This window comes from Alkaliphilus serpentinus (assembly GCF_009017255.1).
Taxonomy (GTDB): domain Bacteria; phylum Bacillota; class Clostridia; order Peptostreptococcales; family Natronincolaceae; genus Alkaliphilus_D; species Alkaliphilus_D serpentinus.
Genome location: NZ_WBZB01000014.1, coordinates 95,206 through 116,376 on the forward strand (window position 1 = coordinate 95,206; position 21,171 = coordinate 116,376).

Consider the following 21,171-nt stretch of genomic DNA (forward strand, 5'->3'; position numbering starts at 1 on the left):
TTTGAAGCAAAAGGGGGAAAAAAATGAAAAGAATAGTAATCCTATCCGTTTTGATTGTTATACTCCTAATGATTAACACCTTTGCAATCTCATCAAAATCCTATAACATAGTGAATCCCTATGAAGCCATCACCTATGAAATAATGGTCAACAACCTACAGGAGCTAGAGAAGCAGTATCCTGAATTAATTGAGGTAGAAACCATCGGTAAATCAGTGGATAAGCGAGACATCCTCCTAGCCAAGTTGGGAAAGGGCGACACCCTAATCCATATAAATGGCAGCTTTCATGCTAGAGAAAGAATTACCACCAATATGATTCTTAAAAATATAGAGGACTTATCTATAGCCTATGAAAAGGAGTCAAAAATTGATGGCTATAATGTAAAGGAGCTGTTAAATCAGGTAACAATCTATTTTGTACCTATGGTGAACCCTGATGGGGTAGATTACACCATTGATGGAGTAGACTCCATAAGGAACCCTGAGGTAGCTGAAAATCTTAAGGAAATTAAGGAGCATCCCGCTTCAGAATGGTTTGTTCCCAATTTAAGGTGGAAGTCCAACATTAGAGGGGTGGATTTAAATCGACAATGGGATTTTGGCTGGAATGAACCCTCTAAGTTCGACATTGATGGTCCGGCAGATGCCCATTTTAAGGGTTTTAGCCCCCACTCAGAGCCGGAGGTAAAGGCTTTAGAGAAGCTATCGATAGAGAACCCCTTTATGAACTTTACAGCCTACCACACCCAGGGTCTGGAAATCTATTGGTATAAGTATCAAGAGGGAGAAGATTTGGAAGAAGTGAAGGATTTAACAAGTAAAATTGCAAATTTAACCTTTTTTAGACCAGTGCCTGTCATTAATCATATCCCAGAAGGATTTAGGAGCTATTCAGGTTATGCAGATTGGACTGCAGTAGAGCTAAAAAAGCCCTCCTTTACCATGGAGTTTGCCTATAGAGCATATACCGAAGAGGATTTTGATAGAATCTATTTACCGGCAAGGGCTTTACCCCTATTGCTTGCTCAAGAAGCCATAGAGGTTAAGGCTGAATATTCACTAGAGGTTATGGTGGATGGTAAAACCTATCAATACTTTAAAAGGCAAGAGGATGCTATGGCCTTTATAAATAAGCATTTATCCAAGGATCGAGATATAACCATTCTTAATGGCGAGAATATTGTATTTCAAGAGAAGGGTAGGCCATTCTTAGAGGAAGCCACCATCAAAGTTCACCATAAGAAGAATGGAGATATGGTAGAATATAATGGTAGCCCAACTATATTAAGGTATAAGGGTGATCAATATCTTATGGCAACAGATATTCTGAAGGCCTTTAATTATGACACCAATTATTACGATGAAATTAAAGTTATAGTAGGTCAAAGGGATGCTGATTTGTTATTACTAAGCCTTCATGAGGGATTGGCCTATTTCAATCACCAGCTGATTGGTAATGAAGCCTCAGTAATGGAATTTCAGGAAAAGGGATATATATCCGTAGAATTAGTAGAAGAAATTTTTCATGTAACAGTCGATATTGACAATAAATAATTAACATAGTAGCCAAACCACACATAAAATGTGTGGTATTTTTATTTTTGTGGGTAAACTATAAGCAGATTTTTTAGTTCATTTATAGGTATTATTAAATAAAAGTTCATAAACAACATTTATTATAATATTTAGACGATTTCAAAAATTATGAAAGGAGATGTTAACATTTTATCAATTGTTGAAATATTTCTAAAATTAAATTATAATAGTAAGTGAGAATGGTATAGCATAAGTTCATATAAATCCAAATGATGGTGGCGGGAGATATCCTAAGGATAGCCGAAGATGCAATATAAGAGTGCCAGCTCTTATAGAAACTTTCAGGCAAAAATACCGCTTCTGGATGGAGCTCTGGAGAGTCCTAATAGGCGCCATAGGAGAAATACATAATTTATGTAGAAGCTCTCAGGCTAAATACAGAGGAGTATAATGGCAAACAAATTATAATGCTATTATATTCCTTTTTTAATACAACAAAATAGTTGGAAAATTAACAAATATAAGGAAATATTAAAGGAGGTAGATGCAATGGCAGAATTAAAAAGAACACCCTTATACGAAAGTCATAAAAAACATGGTGGAAAGCTGGTGGATTTCGCCGGATGGGAATTACCTATACAATATGAGGGTATATCTGGAGAGCATGAAGCTGTCAGAAATCATGTTGGAATTTTTGATGTATCCCATATGGGAGAAGTAGAGATCAAAGGTCAGGATGCCACGGCCTTTGTACAAAACCTGGTTACCAATGACATAGGGGTTCTTGCGGATTTTCAAATCCTTTATACATTAATGTGCTATCCCCATGGGGGCATTGTGGATGACTTACTGGTGTATAAGTATCATAAAAACCATTACCTATTGGTTATTAATGCCGGGAACATCCAAAAGGACCTCGACTGGATATTCAAGAATAGGGAAGGCTATAATGTAGATATTTCTGATATATCAAGCATTACAGCTGAAATGGCCCTTCAAGGACCTAAGGCAGAGGAGCTTCTTCAAAGGCTTGCAGATGTAGACTTATCTCAAATTGGTTTCTTTTACTTTAATGAAAAGGTTAACATTGAGGGAGCAGAATGCTTAGTCTCGAGGACTGGCTACACCGGAGAGGATGGCTTTGAAATCTACCTAAAAAATGAAGATGCCGAAAAGGTTTGGGATGCCATCATGAAGGCCGGTGGGGATTTAGGTATTAAGGCAGCCGGCTTGGGAGCAAGGGATACCCTAAGGTTCGAAGCAAATCTGCCCTTATATGGAAATGAAATGACGGAGGACATTACTCCCTTAGAAGCGGGTTTAGGATACTTTGTAAAACTAAATAAAGATCACTTTATAGGGAAGGACGCCTTAGTAAAGCAGAAGGCTGAGGGGCTAACAAGAAAGATTGTGGGCTTCGAGATGGAGGATAAAGGAATTCCTAGACATGGATATGATGTATTGGATGGGGATAAAAAGATTGGTTTTGTAACCACAGGTTATTTATCGCCAACCCTAAAGAAAGCCATTGGCTTAGCAATGGTTGAAATCAAATATGCAGAGCTAGGAACTACGATAGAAATCCTACTTAGAAATAAACCTTCTAAAGGGAAGGTTGTTAGTAGAAAATTTTATACAAAGCAATATAAAAAATAAAAAATTAAAATAAGGAGGAATTTATAATGAAGTCAAAGGTTGTTGAGGGTTTGTTTTATTCAAAGGATCATGAGTGGGTAAAGGTGGAGGGTAGTAATGCCTATATCGGAATTACTGACCATGCTCAGCATGCATTAGGAGAAATTGTTTATGTAGAGTTGCCAGAGGTGGGGGATGAATTCACAGAAGGGGAAACCTTTGGTGTTATAGAATCCGTTAAGGCTGCCTCCGATGCTTTAATGCCTGTCGGTGGTAAAATCCTTGAAACCAATACAGAGCTGGAGGATTCTCCCTATATGGTAAATAGAGAGCCTTATGAAAGCTGGATTATAAAAGTTGAACTAAGTGATGAGAGCCAGCTTGAAAACCTAATGAATGCCAAGGAATATCAAGAATTCTGCGATAAGGAGGAGTAATATGTCTAGGTATATACCAAATACAAAGGCTGATATTCTTCTTATGATGGATAAAATAGGCATAAGTCGAATAGAAGATTTGTTTATCGACATACCAGATGGAATTAAACTCAAGAGGGATTTAGCCCTTGACCCGCCAATGTCTGAATTGGAGATTGTTGCCCATATGAAGGAATTAGCTTCAAAAAATAAGGCTGCTAATGATTTTGCCTGTTTCTTAGGAGCAGGTGCCTATGATCATTACATTCCTTCCATTGTAAAGCATTTAGCTGGAAGGTCTGAGTTTTATACAGCCTATACCCCTTATCAGCCAGAAATTAGTCAAGGTACCCTACAGGCTATATTCGAATATCAGACCATGATTTGTAGCCTTACTGGTATGGATGTCACCAATGCATCCATGTATGATGGACCCACCGCTTGTGCAGAAGGAGCCATAATGGCCTGTGATAGTACCAGAAGAAAGAAGGTAATTGCTTCAATAACCCTTCATCCAGAGGTAAGAAGGGTTCTTAAAACCTATCTCCACTTTCGAGATATTGAACTAGTAGAGGTGGGAATGAGGGATGGAGTAACGGATACCGATTCTCTTAAATCCTTAGTAGATAAAGACACTGCGGCAGTCATCCTTCAGAGTCCAAACTTCTTCGGAATTATAGAAGATATGACAGATGTTGAAAGGATCACCCATGAAAATAAAGCCAACCTAATTATGTACGTTGATCCTATTTCTTTAGGAATATTAAAGAGCCCAGCAGATTTAGGTGCGGATATCGTAGCAGGTGAAGGTCAATCTCTGGGTAATAATATGAATTATGGTGGACCCCACCTAGGAATACTAGCAGCAACCAGTAAGCTGATGAGAAAAATGCCCGGTAGGATTGTGGGTCAATCTACAGATGTGGATGGTAAAAGAGCCTTTGTTCTAACCCTTCAAGCAAGGGAGCAGCATATCAGAAGATATAAAGCAACCTCTAACATATGCTCTAACCAAGGCTTGGTTGCATTAATGGCAGCTATATATCTTGTAACTATGGGGAAAAAGGGTTTAAAGGAGGTAGCTGAGCAAAGTCTTCAGAAGGCTCACTACACCTACAATGAAATGATTAAATCAGGAAAATATAAGCCATTGTTTAATAAGCCCTTCTTTAAGGAATTTGCAGTAACCAGTGATATAGCTGGAGACAAGGTTAATGAGGAGCTAATTAAAAATAAGATCCTTGGTGGCTATCAGTTAGATAAAGATTATAAAGAATTAAAGAATGGATTGCTTTTCTGTGTAACTGAAAAAAGAACTAAAGAAGAAATCGATAAGCTTATTAAGGTAATGGAGGTGATATAGTGAAAAGGACCTATACTAAATTGATTTTTGAAGTATCTAAGAAGGGCAACAAGGGTTATCAATTACCCAGCTGGGAGGCCGACAATAAATCGACAGATTCCCTGATTCCTTCAGATTTTTTAAGGAATGAAGATGTGGAGCTACCAGAGGTTAGTGAGGTGGATGTAATCCGTCACTATACCCTACTATCTAATAAAAACTATGGTGTTGATACAGGCTTCTATCCATTAGGTTCCTGTACTATGAAATATAATCCCAAAATAAATGAAGATATGGCTGCTATGGCGGAATTTGCAACCCTTCATCCATATCAACCCCAGGAAACAATTCAAGGAGCCTTGGAGTTAATGTATAACCTAGATAAGATGCTTGCCGAAATAGCAGGGATGGCTAGGATGAGTCTTCAACCAGCTGCAGGTGCCCATGGGGAAATGGCAGGTCTAATGGTAATAAAGGCCTACCATCAACATAGGGGAGATACAAAAAGAACAAAAATAATTGTCCCCGACTCTGCCCACGGAACCAACCCTGCCACAGCTGCAGTAGTCGGATATGATATTGTTGAAATTAAATCTACAAAAGATGGTGCTGTGGATATTGAAAGCCTAAAGGCAGCTTTAAGTGATGAGATTGCTGGCTTGATGTTAACAAATCCTAGTACCTTAGGTCTATTTGAAACCAATATTAAAGAAATCGCAGATTTGGTTCATGAGGCCGGTGGACTTCTTTACTATGATGGTGCTAATATGAATGCGATTATGGGCTATGCAAGGCCTGGAGATATGGGCTTTGATGTACTTCACTATAATCTTCATAAAACCTTTTCAACTCCCCACGGTGGAGGTGGTCCTGGCAGTGGACCTATTGGTGTAAGGGAAGACTTAGTTCAGTTCCTACCGGCACCATTGGTGGAGAAAAATGAAAAGGGTTATTACCTTGATTACGATAGACCTTTATCCATTGGAAAGGTTAAGGGCTTCTATGGACACTTTGGTATGCTGGTGAGGGCCTACACCTATATTAAAACCATGGGTAAGGGATTAAAGAATGTAAGCGAAATGGCTGTATTAAATGCCAATTATTTAATGCATAGATTAAAGGAGCATTATTATCTTCCAATAGACCAGGTTTGCAAGCATGAATTTGTTCTTGGAGGCTTACAGGCTGATACCATGGATGTGTCTACTTTAGATGTTGCTAAGAGATTATTGGATTATGGCTATCATCCACCAACGGTTTATTTCCCACTAATTGTTGATGGAGCTATAATGATAGAACCTACAGAAACAGAAGGGTTAGAAACCCTTGATGGCTTCGCTGATGTAATGATTAAAATAGCCGAAGAAGCTTCTGAAAAACCATCCTTGTTGAAAAATGCTCCTTATGATACCGATGTAAGGAGAGTTGATGAAGCTAAAGCAGCTAGAGATTTAATTTTAAAATACACTAAATAATACCACTAGAGAAGGGGGTGAAAAGGATGACCTTTGCTCGAGACGTAAACATTGGAAGGGCACTAGAGGAGAGTATTCTAAACTCCCTTGAGGAAAGAAAAGCCAATGCTTGCTCCACCTGAAATCTTGCAAGTGTACTTGCAGTCGCCTGGGGCGTCAAGGAGGAAGTAGATCCTAGTATTGCAAATGGTTTAAGGGACTATATCAAGTCCTTAGAGGGTAGCTCTGTAAAGCTGGAAACTGGTGAAAATGCCCTTATATTAAAGGGAGATATTAAAGAAAAGAATGATAAGGCTATATTGATTTATCGCTACCAGTTGGTTGCGTAGCTTTAGTTGATAAGAGTTGAGATATTTCAGCTAATAGTAGGGCAATAATTTTAACACCTCCCCTGAAAGGGGAGGTGTTGCTATAAAGGAGTAGAAGGGTATGAAGCTAAATCTTCTGGATTTGGGAAAGTGTCAATATGATAGAGCATTGGAAGTTCAATATAAGCTTTTGGAAAAAAGGCAAAAGGGTGAAATAGACGATACTTTAATATTAGTTGAGCACCCATCTGTGATTACTTTGGGGAGAAGGGCTGAGGAAGCCAATATTATAATATCGAAGGAATTAATGGATAAAGAAGGAATCCAACTGTACGAGACCAATCGTGGAGGAGATGTTACCTATCACGGACCAGGACAGCTGGTGGGATATCCTATAGTTGATATAAAGAACCTTCCCATTACAATAAGGAACTTTGTGAGGGGCCTAGAAGAGGTATTTATTCGTCTATTAAAGGATGGATATCAAATAGAAGCAGGTAGGGACGAGGAGCATACTGGAGTATGGGTAGGAAACAATAAAATTACAGCTATTGGTTTAGCTGTTAAGCGGGGGGTAACCATGCATGGTTTTGCCTTTAATATCAATACCATCCTACAGCACTTTAACTACATTGTTCCCTGTGGCATAACCAACAAAGGGGTAACCTCTATGGAGAAGCTAATGGGAAGACCTATAGACTTTGATATCACTGCTCATGAAGTTTCATCCTACTTTTTAGAGGTGTTTGGTTATGATGATTTGGTGAGGGTTCAACTTGATAGCTTGCTGGGGAGGGATGTATAATGACATTAAAAAGAAAACCATCTTGGCTTAGGATTAAGGTACCCCAAGGTCAAAACCTAGACTATGTAAAAACCATTCTTTCGGATTATTCTCTGAATACCGTTTGTCAGGAGGCTAACTGTCCTAATAAGCTGGAGTGTTACAGCAAAAAAACCGCCACCTTTATGATACTAGGTAGGGAATGCTCGAGAAATTGTAGGTTTTGCAATATTTCCCATGGAGAGCTTCAACCTGTAGATGAAATGGAGGCCAATAATGTAGCTGAGGCTTCAGTTAAGCTAGGGTTAAAGCATGTAGTGGTTACCTCTGTAACGAGGGATGACCTTCCCGATGGAGGTGCCAGTCATTTTGCTGCTGTAATAAATGCCATAAAACTAAAAGATGCTAATATGATTATAGAGGTATTAATACCTGATTTCAGAGGAAGTGAGGAAGCCTTAAAAAAGGTTGTACTGGCACAGCCCCACATAATCAATCATAATGTTGAAACCGTTCCCCGATTATATGACGATGTTCGGCCAATGGCAGATTACAAGCAGTCTTTAAATCTCATAAAGCAGGTGAAGGAAATTAATAATAGGATTTATACAAAGTCAGGAATTATGGTAGGTATGGGAGAAACTGAAAAAGAGGTTACAAAGGTAATGAAGGATTTAAGAGAGGTGGGCTGCGACTTTCTTACCGTTGGACAATATCTTCCCCCTGGGAGAGACTACTATCCACTGGTAGAATATGTAACCCCCGAGACCTTTGAAAGGTATAAGGAAATAGGCATAAAACTGGGTTTTTCAGCTGTTGCCTCAAGTCCCCTTGTTAGAAGCTCCTATAATGCCGCTGAGATGATGGAGGGGAAATAGTAGTATATGAAGATTAATGTTGAATGTTAAATGTTGAATGTTGAATTATTGTAGCTTCGATAACGAAGCATTTATAGATTCTGTAGAATAGAAATATACTATTTATAGTTCCTTTATTGGAGTCGACAATTCATTCTAATCATTATATAATATAGTTGAATTACAAGATTGCTTATTTCCTTAACTTTATTAATCAGTATGCTAAGGAAAATAATTAATCCATTGCTTTTATTTTCAATTATATTAATTCTGATTAAAATTTTAAGTCTGGAGGGAATCTATATGAAGGAAATTGTGTTGGCTGGAGGGTGTTTTTGGGGTGTGGAGGCATACTTCAAAAGAATTAATGGAGTAGTAGACACTGAGGTGGGTTATGCCAATGGTCATGTGGAGAATCCCACCTATAAAGAGGTTTGTACATCCTTTACAGGTCATGCTGAGGTATGCAAAATAAAATACGACGAAGGAGTTATATCCCTTAAGGAGCTTTTAAATCGTTTTTGGAAAATTATCGACCCCACCGCCATCAATAGGCAAGGGCCAGATGTGGGCCATCAATACAGAAGTGGTATATTCTATGTTGATGAACAGGATTTAGACACCATCATGAAGTCTAAAGAAGAAGAGGCACAGAAGTATCAAGATGATATAGTAACAGAGGTAGAGGCCTTAAAGAGTTACTACCCTGCAGAGGAGTACCATCAAAAATATCTTGAAAAGAATCCTGGTGGGTATTGTCATATAGATTTAAGCAAATTTGATTAGACTGATGAAAAACTATCATCTGCTTTGTTGTTGCAAAAAGTCAGCAATCTTACGTATTTCTGTATACGCTGCAATCGCTGACTTTTTTTACGCCTCCCATCTGACAGTTTTTGATCAGTCTACATCTTGAACATTTTGTCTTCAATCTGAACAGGGAACTATTCCCTGTTTTTTTAAGTCTAAAAAGCAAGGGATGTAAAACTATTTGTAGAATAAGTATTAAAGAACAATTAAGAATTAAGAATTAAGAATTAAGAATTAAGAATTAAGAATGAATTAAGAATGAAGAATGAAAAATGAAGAATGAAGAAGTAGTGAAAAAAAGTAGTGTTAAAGAACGATGAAGAATTAGGAATGAAGAATGTAGAATTAGTGATAAAAAAGCAATTAAAGGGGAATGTTCAATTATGAAATTATTAAAGGCTGGGATCATATGCCTATTGATTATTGTGATAGTATTGGCTGTTATGGTTTTTAGAGATAGGATCCAAAGTGTAAATATCATAGAGGTACAGGCTGATCCCTACTCCTACGATGTGAAGGGGGCAGTTGAGGAATATCAGCTTCTAGAAAAGCTAAGGGAGGATAACAGTGAAGCAGCAATAGAAAAACTAAAAAGCCTTGTTGATTTAAAGAATGCCACTGGTTACCGGGCTAATATCATCCTTGCAGAAAAGCTTAAAGGTAGGGGTGAGGATTACACATCACACTACAAAAGGGCTTTGGATTTATTTGTAAATCAGGACCTTCAATTTAGTTTAGCTGAAGGCTTAATGGAATGGGAATATACCCAAGAAGCAATAGAGGCTTATATAAACCTCTTGCCAGCTGAAGATGCCATTGGTTCTCTGCTGCAATTGGGAAAGAATAAATGGGAAATTGCTAGACAATTGATAGTTGCTAAGCACTTTACTGCAGCTACCGAATACCTTCAAGAGGAGCTTCAGGATTCAGAGAATGATCCCTTGTATAAAAGCTTGTATGCCTTGCTATTGACATCCAGTGGAGATTATGATGCCGGTCTAGAGATTTTTCAAGATATTAAGGAAGTGATTATATCTGATAAAGAAATTTATTGGTGGTACGGCAGGGCTTTGGAGACAGTTGGTAAGCTGGAGGAGGCAATGGCTGTATATGAAGACCTTGATGGGAAGGGAAGCTATCGCTTTGGTTTACTCCTAGAAGGGTTGAATAGAAACTTAGAGGCTGCCAATGCATATGTTACCAGTGATTCAGATGTTTCTCTTTGGCGGGGAGCTAGACTACTAGATGAACTAAATCGTAAAGAGGAAGCCCTAGAGGTATATAAAAGGCTAGCCTATATGGAAGGTTCCTATCACGAGGATTCGGCCTATAGGGCTTATATCCTCCAAAAGGAATTACAGAAGCCCGTAGATGAAGAGATTGTAAACCTTCTCAAGAAATCCCCAGCATGGTCAGCTGCCATTGGAGTGGAGCCACAATGGCCAAGTCTACAGCCTTCTGCCTTCAGGAGACCTGAATTCCTTCAACGCTATGAAGATTATTTGGATGAGGGCTTATTGGAGATGGCAAACATAGAACATTCTATTGGAGAAAAATTTGCAACTAATCAAGAAAAGCTATACCTTGGAAGAGAAAATGTAGAGAGAGCTCAGTATTATAGAGGGGTAATATGGGGAATTAGAGCCATAAGGGAGGAACCCACCCTTGAAGGATATCAATTAGCTTACCAAAGACCCTTTGAAGAATTGGTTATGAAGGCTGCAGAGGAATTTCAAATAGATCCTTATCTTATTTGGGCTGTTATGAGGGAGGAAAGCCACTATAGACCAGAGGTCTTTTCGAGGGTAGGAGCAGTTGGCCTCATGCAAATTATGCCTGCAACTGGAGAAGATATTGCTTCTAGGCTAAAGGTAGATTTCAATGATAGTCACCTGTTGAACCCAGAAATTAATATACGTTTTGGGGCCTATTATATAAAATTAATGTTAAACTCCTTTGAGGGAGACATGGATAGAGCTCTGGCTGCCTACAATGGTGGACCGGGTAATGTTAGGAAGTGGAGTAGAACCCATCTTGGTTCAACTAAAGAGGGCTTTCCGACGGCAATAACCTTCCTGGAAACCAGAAGGTATATAACAAAGGTAAAGAACTCCTATTACACATATAAGTGGTTATATCAAGAGTAGAAAAAAAGCTACTGAAATGAAATTAATTCAGTAGCTTTTAGTTTATTATATTGCCCAATTACCCCTTCTAAAAATAGGTAATTTGCTTCCATCGGAGGTTTCTCCATCTATATCCATATCTGGGGAACCAATCATAAAGTCTACATGAATCAAACTTGTATTGGCCCCCTTCTTTTCTAATTCCTCATGGCTAAGCTTTCCGCCATCCTTAATGCTTAGGGGATAGGCCATACCAATGGCTAGATGATTAGAAGCATTTTCATCAAACAAAGTATTGTAGAATATAATATTTGAGTTTGAAACCGGTGAATTATGAGGGACAAGGGCTATTTCTCCTAGATAATGGGAGCCCTCATCGGTTTCGATCATCTTTTTAAGGGTTTCATAGCCTATTTCAGCTGTGAAATCAACAATTCTACCCTTTTCAAAGGTGATTGAGAATTGATCAATTAGCTTACCACCATAGTTTAGAGGCTTTGTACTGGTTACGACACCATGAACACCTTCCTTCAAAGGCATTGTAAATACCTCTTCAGTTGGCATATTTGGTACAAATTCTATGTCATTGTTGCTATGCATTCCTCCGCCTATCCATATATGGTCTTCCGGAAGCTCAATGATTAAATCTGTTCCTGGCGCCTTTAGATAGAGCTTCTTAAAGGATTTATCGTTTAGGTATTCTAGCCTTTCCTTAAGGAGCCCCAAATGATCCTGCCAAGCCTTAATGGGATCCTCCTGATTAACTCGGGTAATCTTAAAAATCTTTTCCCATAATAAATCAACCCTATCCTGAGGGTTAACCTCTGGGAAAACCTTCGAAGCCCATTCATTGGTGGGTACTGATACAACTCCCCAGCATGTATTGCCAGATTGTATGTAACTTCTTAGTTCCTTAGATGCAACTGCAGATGCTTTATTTACCATTGCTACCCTTTCAGGATCCACTTCCTTTAAAAGGTCAGGGTTGGTAGCAGAAATAGATAAATAAGCAGCCCCCTCCTTAACCATTTCTAATAATCCATTGATCTTCCATTGGGGTACCGTCTTTAAGGTTTCTTCAGGAGCTAAAAGATATCTTATTAATGTACAATCCTCATCGTTCCACTCTATATGTACGTTTTTAGCCCCAGCTTCATAGGCAGCCCTGGTTACTTCTCTGGCAAATTCTGTAGCAGCTGTTGGGGTTTGTAGAATAAGAGTTTGACCCTCTTGAATATTAACTCCCACCTTCACGGCTAAATGGGCATACTTTTTTAGCATGGCCTTAAAATTTTCCATTTCTATTCCCTCCATATAAAAAAATTTATTTGTATATATTGTATCATGTTTATATAAGAAAACAAATATTACCCATACGAATCATGGATTTACCCTGCTATAGAAACACTTGTTCGACACAGACTTGTTTGATATACTTTAAAGGAGTATAGAAATTGCAAGTTGAAAGTTGAAAATTGAAAAATTGGAAGCTTTCATATACAAAAAATGAATGTTAAATGTTAAATGTTGAATGTTGAATTATGGATGCTACGATTCCTCGAAGCTCTAAAACAAATTCAAGGATTGAGAAAAATAAGCAGATAACCAAATCTCTGATTCATTAATCTACAAAAGATCCTATTCAATTAATTCCTAGAAGGGAATGGCTATAGATATGAATAAAGAAATCAACATCGCCATAAGAGAGCTAGTGGAGTTTGTCCTCATGGGGGGAGACTTGGACTTAACCTTCCAAGGTCCCAATCGAGGCCAAGAGGGAACACGGGGTCATCAAAAGCTACAAAAATGTTATCTACCTCAGGATGAAGCAGAGGTTTATATAAAGCATAGTGTTGATTATAAGAACATCATTTTTAATTTAACCGGACGTATAGATGGTGTACTAAAGAGAGATGAGGGTCTAGTGATAGATGAAATCAAAACCATCACCATCCCTGTAGAAGATCTTCATGAGAACTATAACCAACTCCATTGGGCCCAAGGGAAATGTTATGGCTATATTTATGCGTTGCAAAACAATCTCATTGAAATGAATATACAGCTTACTTATTATCATATTAAAACTGAAGAAATAAAAAGATATAAGAGGCTCTACACATTAATAGAACTGGAAACCTTCTTTTTTTCGCTATTAGAAGAGTACTTTTACTGGGCTGATACCATTAAGCAATGGGAAACAGTTAGAGATGAATCCATATTAAACCTAGAATTCCCCTTCGAAAGCTATAGAAAAGGTCAACGAAAAATGGCTGTAGCCGTTTATAAGACCATTAAGGAGAAGAAGCGGGTATTTATTCAAGCTCCCACAGGAATAGGAAAAACCATCTCCAGTATTTTTCCGACTGTAAAGGCAATGGCTGAGGGTAGGGTGACTAAAATCTTCTACTTAACTGCTAAGACCATAACAAGACAGGTGGCGGAGGAAGCCATATATAAAATGGTTAAAAAGGGCTTACGGCTTAAATTCGTTACCTTAACTGCCAAGGATAAAATATGCTTTGAAAAGGAAAGTAACTGTAATCCTCAGGATTGCAGCTTTGCAAAGGGCTATTACAATCGATTAAAGGATGCTTTAAAGGAAATCTTCCAAAGAGAAAGCTACGACAGAGGTACAATCGAAGAATATGCTAGAAAACACTCCATTTGCCCCTTTGAATTTTCTTTAGAGTTGACACTGTGGTCTGACTGTATTATTTGTGACTATAATTATGTATTTGACCCTAGAGTATATCTAAAACGTTTCTTCGAGGACCCTATAGGGAATAAATATACTTTATTGGTGGATGAAGCCCATAATCTAGTGGATAGAGCTAGGATGATGTATTCGGCTGAAATTTATAAAGGGAAGATCTTGGAAGGGAATAGGTATATCAAAACCAAAAACAAAGAAATTGCTAAGAGTCTAAATAAGCTTAATTCATTGATGCTAGACAAAAAGAAATCCATGGCAACAATAGAAGTTGCAGAAAAGGAAGAGCCGGTGGCCTTCTATCCTTTGATGAAGAAATTCATTACAGAGTGTGACACTTGGTTTGGAGAGCTTAAGGATATTGAAGTTGAGGAGGATTTTCTTCAGTTGTATTTTGATATTTTGGCATTTTTAAGAATCGCAGAGTTCTATCATGAGGGTTATGTTACTTATTATTCTACAGAGGATAAGGACATGAAGCTAAAGCTTTTTGCCATGGATCCCTCAAAGCTTTTGGCATCCGTTTTAAAACGTGTAAGTAGTGGAGTATTCTTCTCAGCAACCTTAACTCCTATGGCTTATTTTAAATATATATTGGGTGGAAGGGAGGAGGACAACATCCTTATGCTAGAATCTCCCTTCAAGGAAGAGAATCTATGCCTCTTGGTTGCAAAGGATATTTCTACAAGATATTATCATCGTCATGAAAGTTATGAAGGAATTGCAGAATACATTCATCATATGGTAAAGGAAAGAATGGGTAATTATCTTGTCTTCTTCCCATCTTATAAATACATGCATTCCGTTATGGAGGTTTTCGTTAATAAGTATCCCAATTATAAAATTATAAAGCAAGAAACAGAGATGAAGGAAGAAGAAAGGGAGGCCTTTCTAGAGGTATTTAAACCCCGAAATCATGAGGTTCTTATCGGGTTTTCCGTACTAGGGGGGATTTTTTCAGAGGGTATAGATTTGGTGGGAGATCGGCTTATAGGTGCAATGGTGGTGGGAGTAGGATTGCCCCAGCTATCCTTTGAAACCAATCTGATAAAGAAGTACTTTGATGATACTAGGGGATGCGGCTTTGATTATGCCTATAAGTTTCCAGGAATGAATAAGGTTTTACAGGCTGCCGGTAGGGTTATTCGGACAGAAGAGGATCGGGGGATGGTTTTATTAATAGACGATCGGTATATATCTCCGGGATATTACAACTTATTTCCTAAGGCCTGGAGACGAAGGAAGGAAGTTAATATTTCAAATGTAAATAAGGATGTTATGGAATTTTGGAAGGTGTAGTGTTAAAAAGAAAAAATTGTTAACATTTGTGTAATGAATCATATTGATTTTTGTTATACAATATAATTAATATAATAAATTTGCTCCTTAAGATTGACTACCCGCAGGTTATTAAAATTTACGGAGGGATGTTATTATGCTAAATGGTTTAAAGATTAGAGAACTACGAAGAATGAAAGGTTAAACCACATTGGATGTCTCGAAGTTCACACAGATATCCAAAAGCTATATAGAAGAGCTGGAAAGGGGAACCAAAATAAATCCTTCTTTAAACAAAGTGATATCCATCGCAGAGGTGCTAGGAGCAAAGATCGATGAGTTGATACTAAAGGCAGAATAAAAACAAAACAAGTGCTTACCATTATGGTAAGCACTTAATTCTTGCATAGAAAAGAACTAATTTTTTTGCTTAAGCACAGTTTTATTTACATTACCCTAGACAGATTAAATGAAGTATAGCTGTCTAAGGCCTTTTGTCGGCTTTCTTCAACTTCGTGAAGCAACCGTTCTTTTACTAATGCAGCTTCGTCATAACTAGTTGCAGTATTAATCTTAATATTAAAGTTATAAGATCCTATTTTAAATTTTAAATTTCTCATTATTAAAACCTCCTATTATTAAATCCTCATTAAAAAATGTGAGTCTTGTTTTATAATTTTTCAATCTTTTCTTCTTCATGGTATTTACCCTTTCCCGTAATTAAAATAGATTCATAGCAATATTTCTATGATATTCATCCTTTTTTCTAAGGGCTTCAGTTATTCTTTCCTCTGTTTGTAAGGATTTTTGCAGCTTCATATTTCTCTCAGTTATATTTCTTTTTATATCTAAATTTATAATCCCTAATGATAAATTGATTACAGACATTTATATCTACCTCCATTATTTTAATTTTTACATTCTGACAAAATCCATTGAAAAATCTTTTAAATAACTTTCCTGTCTTTTCAAAGCTTCATTGATATTGATTTCTGCTTCTATTGCTCTTTGTTGCTTGGTATGATTTTCTGCTACAGATTTATTAATATCAAGGTTCATATGAAAAGAGCTAATTTTTAATGATAAGTTCATTGCTGTCATTTATATCTACCTCCTCTATTACACCCTACCCCTTGGGCCAATTACAGCATATTACCTCAAGTTCTATTTTGCTACTGAAATAAAATTTATTGTAAACTCATTGAGGTAAGCATCTTTTCTTCTAGAGTCTTCATCTACTCTAGCTTCAGCCTGGATGGCCCTCTTCAATCTTAAACTACTTTCCCTTAAATACTTCTTAATGTCTAAGCTTATACTATAGGAACGAATTTTTATTTCTAATGACATTTTATATCTACCTCCCATAACCCTTTTTCAAACTTCTTTGGCCCTGAAAACTACAATATTTGGTTTATAGATGAATCTAAAATATAGCTTTCTTTTCTTTCTAGAGCTTCCCCTATCAATGCTCCAGCCTTAATAGCTTTTTGTCTTTTCATATATCAGCCTTCAAGCTTTTCTTTATATCGAGATCTATATGAATTGAACTCATTTTTAATCTAAAATTCTTTACTGACACATTCATCAGCCTCCTCTTATTTAGATAACATACTATGATTATCCAACATTTAATAACTAGAAAGGTTAAATGATTATTAATTTCTATTAATTTTTTGGTAAAATCCCCTAGATAAAATATGTATTAACCTAACTAAATTATTATTTTTAATCCTTTACTTAAAGCCATTATTTGAAACACCATGCTATCATCTCCCTTAAAACAGTTTGTTATACTTAGAAATTCAAATAAAAAGAAGCCAGGGTTGAACCCATGGCTTCAAAAGCACCATTAATAAGTATGTATTGAAGGTAATTCCTCAAAAACATAACAAAACCATAGGTTCATAGTGATACGACCCATGGTTCCAACAACAAAACTATCTTGTATATTATGTCAGAAACACAAGCCGTGCATCAATATTTAATTGGCAACCGTAGAAATCTCTTCCCTTACTCATTAACATAATCATCTGTGCACGACCTCCCTTCGGAAATTTAATTTCTAATTTTTACTACTTTTTCATTATAATTGGTAATAGATTTTTTAGCAACCCCTAAAAAGCATTTGTAATAATACTGTAATTTTTAGATTATTTGGAATCATCTGGCATGTAATAATAACCGTTGACATATTCTATAAAGTATACTAAAATGACCATGTGGTCATTAAGTTGAAAAGGGAGATGATTTCAATGAATGATGTATTCCTAAATATAAAGGAGAGCAAAAGAAATCGAATCATTCAGGTGGCTATAAAGGAGTTTGCTGAATATGGCTATGAAAATAGTTCAACAAACAGAATGGTAGAAGAAATGGGGATCTCTAAAGGAAGTCTATTCAAATATTTTAAAACCAAGGAAGATTTATACTTATTCATAGTAGATCTAGCCATACAAGAAGTTTTAAATACAATAAAGGTAGATATCAAGAAGCTTCCCCTTGATCTTATAGAAAGGGTTGTATTATTAGCTGCTGTTGAGTTAGATGCTTATATTAAAGAGCCTAATCTTTTCAAGATTTTTAAAGATGCCTTTATGGATAATAATTCAGAGCTGTCAAAAAAACTCCTCTCAAAATATTCAGTTAGAGCAGAGGATACCTTTATGTGTTTAATGGAGGGCTGTGACTTTTCTATTCTAAAGGTAGACAAAGCCACAGCTATAAAGGCCCTTCAATGGATCCTTGAAGGATATAATAAGGAGTTTGCTAAGTCATTTAATATGAATAAGCCTATAGAAAGCCTAAAAGAAGAATACATAAAGGGCTTAGAGGAGTATTTGAAGGTATTAAGAAGGGGAATTTATAGTGAGGGAGGAGATTAGAATGTTTGGAATTAATAATGGATCCATAGAAAGTTCTACAGGGGAGATGGCTTATGTAGCCTTCGGTAAAGGGAAGGAAGCTTTATTCATTATTCCTGGCCTATCAGATGGAATTCAAACCGTTAAGAACAAAGGTCTTTTACTATCCTGGTATTATAAGGTTTATGCAGAACATTATAGGGTGTATGTTATCAGCAGACTTAGGCCTACCCCCCAAGGCTATACCACCAAGGATATGGCTAAGGATATTATATATGCAATGGATAAACTGGATAAAAATGCAGCCAGCATTGTGGGATTTTCCATGGGGGGTATGATTGCTCAATATGTTGCTATAGATTACCCAGAAAGGGTGAAAAAATTGGTTATAGGTATTTCTATTTCTAAGCCAAATGAAACCCTTAAAAAGGTGGTTGGTAAGTGGATACGATATGCCATAGAAGATGATTATGGTGCTTTAACCCTTGATACTATGGAAAAAACCTTTACTCAAAAGCATTTACGAAAGTATCGGCCCTTTTATCCAATTATCAAAAGGATGGGTAAGCCTTTGTCTTTGGTAAGCTTTATTGTTCAAGCCAATGCATGTATAGAGCATAATTCTTATGGAGAGCTCTCTAAAATCAAAGCTCCCACTTTGATTATTGGTGGAGATGAAGATTATGTAGTGGGCCCTAACACATCAGAAGAAATGGCAGATATGATTCGCGACAGTAAGCTGATTCTTCTTAAGGGCCTAGGCCATGGAGCATATGAAGAAGATAAAAAATTTAACGAGAGAGTTCTTAAGTTTTTGTTGAAGGAAGATTAAAAATTTCATTAACTAAAAAACCTATTTACACTAGAAAATAATAGGATAGAATGCATTTAATTTAATAAAAACTTATCAAGAACTAGGGGAGAGAGTTGGCTCTGTGATCCTATACCAACCTACTAAATAGTAAGGTGGTCCTGCTAACAACGATAAGAAGAAATCGTAATTCTATTGTAATAAAACCTTCTTAGCGATGTTAAGAAGGTTTTTTTATTGCTTATTTTACCTTTACACTAAAAACTATATAAAATTCTTATCAAGAGAGGTGGAGGGTAAATCAGTCTTTTATTTCTAAATAAATAATTGTACATCCGATGTTAAGGCATCCTGTAAATAGTCCTTTGCATCTACAATCTCTAGCTCTGGGATAAACTCCTCTTTTTTAAAGCCCATTACCTCCATTGATAGCTTGCATCCATAAAACTTTACGCCCTTATTTCTAGCTCCCTTTAGGAAGGCTGGAAGGGTAGGTGCATCATCATCTGTCATCATAACCTTAAGCATTTCCTTTCCCATACCGGCGAAGTTCATCCTTGAAAGGGGAAGGTCTTCTGGGCCCTTTGGTGTCATTACACAAAACATCTTTTCAAATAGGGTTTTATCTTCAAGGCTCATTTTTTCTGGATCTCTAACCAACATCAATCCCCAGAAGGCAAAAAATATGGTAACATCAATATCTATTTCTTTAGCACTATTTGCAAGAATTAAAGCGGCAATAGCCTTATCGTACTCGCCACTAAACAGAATTAGATTCAACTTTTTTTTCAAGACCAACAATCCCTTCATAATTTTATACCTTTATTATCTGTAAATATTAAAGGATTTATTAGGTCTTTTATTTCTAATGGGATGGAAAATACAAATCCTCTGCATCCTTATAGAGGTTATAATAATATCCCTTATTTTCGGCAATTTTATGAATCATTTCAGTCAATTGATCAACTTCACGATGGGTATTGTAAAACCCAAAGGAGATTCGCACCATCCCAGGATGGGGCATGTGGGGGTATTGAATCCTTCTCTCCATTTCAGCTGTAGGGATTTCCAACAGCCTTTGAACATATGGATGGGCGCAGAAACAACCACTCCTTACGGCTATTCCCCCTTCATAGGACAATATCTTGGCTGTAACTTCATGGGGCAATCCTTGAATATTAAAGGGAATAATGGCAACTCTATTGCTACTATCAGACTTCGGTCCGTATAATTCTACTCCCTCTATGATGCTTAGTCTTTGGAGGGTATAATCTGTTAAGGCCTTCTCATGATTTACAATTTCCTTCATACTGATAGATTTTAAGGTTTTAATAGCAGATGAAAGAGCAACTACTCCCATAAGATTAGGGGTGCCGGCCTCTTCTACCCCTGGCAGACCGGTCCATTTTATGTAATGATGGGTGACTAAATCAACTGCCCCGCCTCCTGTAATAAGGGGAGGTTCTTTAAAGAGGTCCCTTCGGCCAATTATAATGCCTGTACCAAAGGGGGCATACATCTTATGGCCAGAGAAGACTAAGAAATCGATTCTTCCCTTTGATGAGGGAAGATTGATATCCACTGTTTCGTGGGGTACAAGTTGGGCTCCATCCACCAGGAGCTTGGAATTGTAAGTATAACAGAGGTCACCAATGATATTTAATGGGTTTATAACTCCAGTAACATTTGATGCTCCTGATACAGCCACCAGCTTTTTGTTGGCCTTATACCTCTTGAGCTTTCCTTCTAAATCATCTAATTTCAGCCTTCCTACTTCATCAACTTCAACATATTCAATCCTATTGTTTTTCCTCCAAGGAAGATCATTTGAATGGTGCTCCATTGAGCTACATAGTATTACATCATAATCATTAAAAACACTGTAGGCAATCTTATTAATTCCCTCTGTGGTATTTTTTACATATATAACGGTATATAAAGATGAATCACCATTAACAAATTCTAAGATGAGGTTTCTAGAGGATTCATAAATGTGAGAGGAAAATTGTGATTTATATCCAGTACCTCTATGGATTGAAGAATACCATGGAGCAAAGTCATTTACCTCTTTTAAAACAGACTTCAGGGGAGGGGTTGTAGCTGCATTATCGAAATTGATGGCAGTTACAAATCTACCCTTTGGTAGCTGAATTTTCGTATCTGCCCCCATCACGAGGCTTCTGTAAAACTGGGGGATGTAATCCCTTTTCATTAAATCAC

Annotated in this window: 20 protein-coding genes and 3 riboswitches; of the genes, 13 read left to right on the plus strand and 7 right to left on the minus strand. The window is 37.1% G+C overall.

Annotated elements, in window-relative coordinates:
• Positions 1-23: 23 nt before the first annotated feature.
• The 9 genes from F8153_RS05730 (at position 24) to F8153_RS05770 (ending at position 11,312) form a co-directional block, all read left to right on the plus strand.
• Positions 24-1,556 (plus strand): M14 family metallopeptidase, encoded by a 1,533-nt coding sequence (locus F8153_RS05730; protein WP_151865411.1) that lies wholly within the window; start codon positions 24-26, stop codon positions 1,554-1,556.
• 251 nt (positions 1,557-1,807) lie between these two features.
• Positions 1,808-1,905, plus strand: a riboswitch (glycine riboswitch).
• Positions 1,906-1,908: 3 nt separating this feature from the next.
• Positions 1,909-1,981: riboswitch (glycine riboswitch) on the plus strand.
• Between the two features lie 106 nt (positions 1,982-2,087).
• Positions 2,088-3,194 carry a glycine cleavage system aminomethyltransferase GcvT gene (gene gcvT, locus F8153_RS05735; protein WP_151865412.1) on the plus strand — a complete coding sequence of 369 codons (1,107 nt, stop codon included), beginning with the start codon at positions 2,088-2,090 and terminating at the stop codon, positions 3,192-3,194.
• 26 nt (positions 3,195-3,220) lie between these two features.
• Positions 3,221-3,610: a glycine cleavage system protein GcvH gene (gene gcvH, locus F8153_RS05740; RefSeq protein ID WP_151865413.1), complete on the plus strand. Its 390-nt coding sequence runs from the start codon at positions 3,221-3,223 to the stop codon at positions 3,608-3,610.
• A 1-nt stretch (position 3,611) separates the two neighbouring features.
• Entirely contained in the window at positions 3,612-4,952 is a 1,341-nt protein-coding gene (gene gcvPA / locus F8153_RS05745; RefSeq protein WP_151865414.1) for an aminomethyl-transferring glycine dehydrogenase subunit GcvPA, read from the plus strand.
• A complete protein-coding gene (gene gcvPB / locus F8153_RS05750; RefSeq protein ID WP_151865415.1) occupies positions 4,952-6,406 on the plus strand; it encodes an aminomethyl-transferring glycine dehydrogenase subunit GcvPB in 1,455 nt (484 codons plus the stop codon). The genes gcvPA and gcvPB overlap by 1 nt, the downstream gene beginning before the upstream one ends.
• A 429-nt stretch (positions 6,407-6,835) precedes the next feature.
• Positions 6,836-7,519 (plus strand): lipoyl(octanoyl) transferase LipB, encoded by a 684-nt coding sequence (gene lipB / locus F8153_RS05755; RefSeq protein ID WP_151865416.1) that lies wholly within the window; start codon positions 6,836-6,838, stop codon positions 7,517-7,519.
• Positions 7,519-8,376: a lipoyl synthase gene (gene lipA / locus F8153_RS05760; RefSeq protein ID WP_151865417.1), complete on the plus strand. Its 858-nt coding sequence runs from the start codon at positions 7,519-7,521 to the stop codon at positions 8,374-8,376. Before lipB ends, lipA begins: the two co-directional genes overlap by 1 nt.
• Before the next feature lie 282 nt (positions 8,377-8,658).
• Positions 8,659-9,141, plus strand: a complete 483-nt coding sequence (msrA, locus tag F8153_RS05765) for a peptide-methionine (S)-S-oxide reductase MsrA (RefSeq protein WP_151865418.1) — start codon at positions 8,659-8,661, stop codon at positions 9,139-9,141.
• Positions 9,142-9,548: 407 nt separating this feature from the next.
• A complete protein-coding gene (locus F8153_RS05770) occupies positions 9,549-11,312 on the plus strand; it encodes a lytic transglycosylase domain-containing protein (RefSeq protein WP_151865419.1) in 1,764 nt (587 codons plus the stop codon).
• A gap of 45 nt (positions 11,313-11,357) precedes the next feature.
• Here the strand turns inward: F8153_RS05770 and F8153_RS05775 are convergent, their stop codons facing one another.
• Positions 11,358-12,590: an aminopeptidase gene (locus F8153_RS05775; RefSeq protein WP_151865420.1), complete on the minus strand. Its 1,233-nt coding sequence runs from the start codon at positions 12,588-12,590 to the stop codon at positions 11,358-11,360.
• A 376-nt stretch (positions 12,591-12,966) separates the two neighbouring features.
• Here F8153_RS05775 and F8153_RS05780 point away from each other — a divergent pair, with 376 nt between their 5' ends.
• On the plus strand, positions 12,967-15,300 hold the full coding sequence (locus F8153_RS05780) for an ATP-dependent DNA helicase (protein WP_207707694.1): 2,334 nt from the start codon (positions 12,967-12,969) through the stop codon (positions 15,298-15,300).
• Between the two features lie 190 nt (positions 15,301-15,490).
• Positions 15,491-15,640, plus strand: coding sequence for a helix-turn-helix domain-containing protein (locus tag F8153_RS05785; RefSeq protein WP_243136907.1), 150 nt, complete (start codon positions 15,491-15,493; stop codon positions 15,638-15,640).
• Between the two features lie 85 nt (positions 15,641-15,725).
• On the opposite strand, the gene F8153_RS16025 is transcribed toward F8153_RS05785, so the two are convergent.
• The 4 genes from F8153_RS16025 to F8153_RS05795 form a co-directional block, all read right to left on the minus strand.
• Positions 15,726-15,899 carry a hypothetical protein gene (locus tag F8153_RS16025; protein ID WP_192929679.1) on the minus strand — a complete coding sequence of 58 codons (174 nt, stop codon included), beginning with the start codon at positions 15,897-15,899 and terminating at the stop codon, positions 15,726-15,728.
• Between the two features lie 100 nt (positions 15,900-15,999).
• Positions 16,000-16,167 (minus strand): hypothetical protein, encoded by a 168-nt coding sequence (locus F8153_RS16030; protein WP_192929680.1) that lies wholly within the window; start codon positions 16,165-16,167, stop codon positions 16,000-16,002.
• A gap of 27 nt (positions 16,168-16,194) precedes the next feature.
• Positions 16,195-16,380 carry a hypothetical protein gene (locus tag F8153_RS05790; RefSeq protein WP_151865422.1) on the minus strand — a complete coding sequence of 62 codons (186 nt, stop codon included), beginning with the start codon at positions 16,378-16,380 and terminating at the stop codon, positions 16,195-16,197.
• 63 nt (positions 16,381-16,443) lie between these two features.
• Positions 16,444-16,626 (minus strand): hypothetical protein, encoded by a 183-nt coding sequence (locus tag F8153_RS05795; RefSeq protein WP_151865423.1) that lies wholly within the window; start codon positions 16,624-16,626, stop codon positions 16,444-16,446.
• 905 nt (positions 16,627-17,531) lie between these two features.
• Here F8153_RS05795 and F8153_RS05800 point away from each other — a divergent pair.
• Both F8153_RS05800 and F8153_RS05805 read left to right on the plus strand, forming a co-directional pair.
• The gene (locus F8153_RS05800) at positions 17,532-18,161 is read left to right on the plus strand and encodes a TetR/AcrR family transcriptional regulator (RefSeq protein WP_192929681.1); all 630 of its coding nucleotides are present in this window, start codon (positions 17,532-17,534) and stop codon (positions 18,159-18,161) included.
• A 1-nt stretch (position 18,162) separates the two neighbouring features.
• On the plus strand, positions 18,163-18,972 hold the full coding sequence (locus F8153_RS05805) for an alpha/beta fold hydrolase (RefSeq protein ID WP_151865425.1): 810 nt from the start codon (positions 18,163-18,165) through the stop codon (positions 18,970-18,972).
• 69 nt (positions 18,973-19,041) lie between these two features.
• A riboswitch (SAM riboswitch) is annotated at positions 19,042-19,131 on the plus strand.
• Positions 19,132-19,266: 135 nt separating this feature from the next.
• On the opposite strand, the gene F8153_RS05810 is transcribed toward F8153_RS05805, so the two are convergent.
• Both F8153_RS05810 and F8153_RS05815 read right to left on the minus strand, forming a co-directional pair.
• Entirely contained in the window at positions 19,267-19,743 is a 477-nt protein-coding gene (locus F8153_RS05810; RefSeq protein ID WP_151865426.1) for a DsrE/DsrF/DrsH-like family protein, read from the minus strand.
• Positions 19,744-19,816: 73 nt separating this feature from the next.
• Positions 19,817-21,163 (minus strand): aminotransferase class V-fold PLP-dependent enzyme, encoded by a 1,347-nt coding sequence (locus F8153_RS05815; protein ID WP_151865427.1) that lies wholly within the window; start codon positions 21,161-21,163, stop codon positions 19,817-19,819.
• Positions 21,164-21,171 lie beyond the last annotated feature (8 nt).

Coding starts and splice junctions, on each gene's coding strand:
- F8153_RS16030 (WP_192929680.1), bottom strand. CDS start 16,167: ATGTCTGTAATCAATTTATCATTAGGGATTATAAATTTAGATATAAAA.
- gcvH (WP_151865413.1), top strand. CDS start 3,221: ATGAAGTCAAAGGTTGTTGAGGGTTTGTTTTATTCAAAGGATCATGAG.
- F8153_RS05775 (WP_151865420.1), bottom strand. CDS start 12,590: ATGGAAAATTTTAAGGCCATGCTAAAAAAGTATGCCCATTTAGCCGTG.
- F8153_RS05780 (WP_207707694.1), top strand. CDS start 12,967: ATGAATAAAGAAATCAACATCGCCATAAGAGAGCTAGTGGAGTTTGTC.
- lipA (WP_151865417.1), top strand. CDS start 7,519: ATGACATTAAAAAGAAAACCATCTTGGCTTAGGATTAAGGTACCCCAA.
- gcvPA (WP_151865414.1), top strand. CDS start 3,612: ATGTCTAGGTATATACCAAATACAAAGGCTGATATTCTTCTTATGATG.
- lipB (WP_151865416.1), top strand. CDS start 6,836: ATGAAGCTAAATCTTCTGGATTTGGGAAAGTGTCAATATGATAGAGCA.
- gcvT (WP_151865412.1), top strand. CDS start 2,088: ATGGCAGAATTAAAAAGAACACCCTTATACGAAAGTCATAAAAAACAT.
- msrA (WP_151865418.1), top strand. CDS start 8,659: ATGAAGGAAATTGTGTTGGCTGGAGGGTGTTTTTGGGGTGTGGAGGCA.
- F8153_RS05730 (WP_151865411.1), top strand. CDS start 24: ATGAAAAGAATAGTAATCCTATCCGTTTTGATTGTTATACTCCTAATG.
- F8153_RS05790 (WP_151865422.1), bottom strand. CDS start 16,380: ATGACAGCAATGAACTTATCATTAAAAATTAGCTCTTTTCATATGAAC.
- F8153_RS16025 (WP_192929679.1), bottom strand. CDS start 15,899: ATGAGAAATTTAAAATTTAAAATAGGATCTTATAACTTTAATATTAAG.
- F8153_RS05770 (WP_151865419.1), top strand. CDS start 9,549: ATGAAATTATTAAAGGCTGGGATCATATGCCTATTGATTATTGTGATA.
- F8153_RS05815 (WP_151865427.1), bottom strand. CDS start 21,163: ATGAAAAGGGATTACATCCCCCAGTTTTACAGAAGCCTCGTGATGGGG.
- F8153_RS05795 (WP_151865423.1), bottom strand. CDS start 16,626: ATGTCATTAGAAATAAAAATTCGTTCCTATAGTATAAGCTTAGACATT.
- F8153_RS05800 (WP_192929681.1), top strand. CDS start 17,532: ATGAATGATGTATTCCTAAATATAAAGGAGAGCAAAAGAAATCGAATC.
- F8153_RS05805 (WP_151865425.1), top strand. CDS start 18,163: ATGTTTGGAATTAATAATGGATCCATAGAAAGTTCTACAGGGGAGATG.